Source organism: Streptosporangium nanhuense, from assembly GCF_059358815.1.
In genome coordinates, this window is record NZ_JCADBG010000082.1 from 1 (window position 1) to 2,379 (window position 2,379).

General features: G+C 72.9%; 1 protein-coding gene. It reads left to right on the forward strand.

Features of this window, described 5'->3' with window-relative positions; all coding sequences use genetic code 11:
* Window positions 1-2,379: SpnB-like Rossmann fold domain-containing protein (locus tag AC5L38_RS44020; protein ID WP_495248784.1), on the forward strand; the 2,379-nt coding region annotated here is incomplete at both ends.

The window sequence follows — 2,379 nt, forward strand, 5'->3', positions numbered from 1 at the left end:
GGCGGCGCATGTGGCCGGGGTGCTGTCGCTGGCTGACGCGTGTGCGCTGGTGGCGGCGCGGGCGCGGTTGATGCAGGCGCTCCCTGCGGGTGGGGCGATGGTGTCGGTGCGGGCTTCTGAGGAGGAGGTCGCCCACCTGCTGGCGGGCCGTGAGGGTGAGGTGTCGGTCGCGGCGGTGAACGGCCCGTCCTCGGTGGTGATCTCCGGCGTGGAGGAGGCGGTGCTGGAGATCGCCGCAGCTCTGGAGGAGCGCGGGGTCAGGACGAAGCGCCTTCGGGTGTCGCACGCCTTCCACTCGCCGCTGATGGACCCCATGCTGGAGGAGTTCCGGGCCGTAGCCCGTACCCTCACCTACAACCCGCCACGGATCCCGATGGTGTCGACCCTGACCGGTGAGGCGGCGACGGCGGAGCGGCTGGGCTCGCCGGACTACTGGGTGGAGCAGGTGCGCGGCGCGGTCCGCTTCGCCGACGGCATCCGGACGCTGCACGCGCAGGGAGTACGGGCCTATCTGGAGCTCGGCCCCGATGGGGTGCTGACCGCCATGGCCGACGACACTCTCGCCGCGCTCGCCGGTGCTGATTCGGGTGCTCTCGCGCTGGAATCGGGCGCGGTGCTGGTGCCGGTGCTGCGTGGGGACCGCGACGAGCGGTTGACGATCATGACGGCGCTGGCCGAGTTGCACGTACACGGGGTACCCCTCGACTGGCAGGCGGTGCTCGCGGGCGGGCGCCGGGTGGAGTTGCCGACCTATGCCTTCCAGCACCGGTGGTTCTGGCCGAGTGGCGGGCGGATCGCGGATGCCCGTGGTCTGGGACAGGAGGTGGCGGGCCATCCGCTGCTGGGTGCGGCCGTGCGCCTGGCCGACTCCGATGACGCGCTGCTGACGGGGCGGTTGTCGTTGCGATCGCACCCGTGGCTGGCCGATCACGCGGTGGGCGGCATGGTGATCTTCCCCGGCACCGGGTTCCTGGAGCTGGCGATCCGGGCGGGCGACCAGGTCGGCTGCGACCGGGTCGAGGAGCTGACCCTGACCACGCCGCTGGTGCTGGGCGAGGACGACGCGGTACAGGTGCAGGTACGGGTGGGGGCGCCGGACGCTTCGGGTCGGCGTGAGGTGAGTGTCCATGCCCGGTCGGCCGAGAACGGTGATCACGACGGTTGGGTACGGCACGCCGGTGGCGTGCTGGCGAACGGTGGTCACGCCGACGGGGTGGGCGTTGACGAGGACCGCGCCGCCGTGTCGTTCGATGCGGCGGTGTGGCCGCCGGTGGGTGCGTCGGTGATCGAGCTCGATGGGGTGTATGAGCGGTTCGTTGCGGGTGGGTTGGATTACGGGCCGGTGTTTCAGGGGTTGCGGGCGGCGTGGCGTGGCCGGGATGGCGAGGTGTTCGCCGAGGTCGTTCTGCCGGAGCGGGCGGCGTCGGGCGCGGGTGCGTTCGGGCTGCATCCGGCGTTGCTGGACGCGGCGTTGCACGCGGTGCCGTTCGCCGGGCTGGATGAGTCCGAGGGTGGGCGGTTGCCGTTCTCCTGGGGTGGGGTGTGCCTGCACGCGGGTGGCGCGTCGGAGCTGCGGGTGCGGCTGACCAGGACCCGGGGGGACGCGGTTTCGTTGGTGGCGGTGGACGCGGCGGGGGAGCCGGTGGTGTCGGCGCGGTCGCTGGTGCTGCGGCCGGTCGCGGCGGAGCGGTTGACCGCCTCCGGTAGAGACGCGTTGTTCCGGGTGGAGTGGACGGCCATGGCCGGTGTGCCGGAGGCCGACCGGGTGCCGGTGGCGGTGCTCGGCCCGGATGCCTTGGACATCGCCGGGGCGTGCCGGGCGGACGGGCGGGCGGTCTCGGCGTACGTGGACCTGGCGTCGCTGGTGGAGGCAGGGCCGGTGCCGGGCGTGGTGCTGGCGGAGGTGGTCTCGGATCCGGCGGGCGGGGTGGTGGAGTCGGCCCATGAGCTGACCGCTCGCGTCCTGGATGTGGTTCAGGCGTGGCTGGCCGACGAGCGGTTCGCCGATTCGCGTCTGGTGGTGGTGACGCGGGGTGCGGTCGCGGCCGGTGAGGGTGAGACGGTCACCGATCTGGGGGCTGCGGCGGTGTGGGGGTTGGTGCGGTCGGCGCAGTTGGAGAATCCGGGCCGGTTCGTGCTGGTGGATGTGGACGATCGGGAGTCCTCGGCGTCGGCGCTGCCCGCGCTTCTGGCCTCGGGCGAGCCGCAGGTGGCGGTGCGCGGGGGTGAGGTGTGGGTGCCTCGCCTGGCGCGGGTGGCGTCCGGTTCCGACCTGGAGGGGGAGGCGAGCCGGTTCTGGAACCCCGAGGGGACGGTGTTGATCACTGGTGGGACCGGTGGGTTGGGGGCGGTGTTCGCGCGGCATGTGGTGGCCGAGCG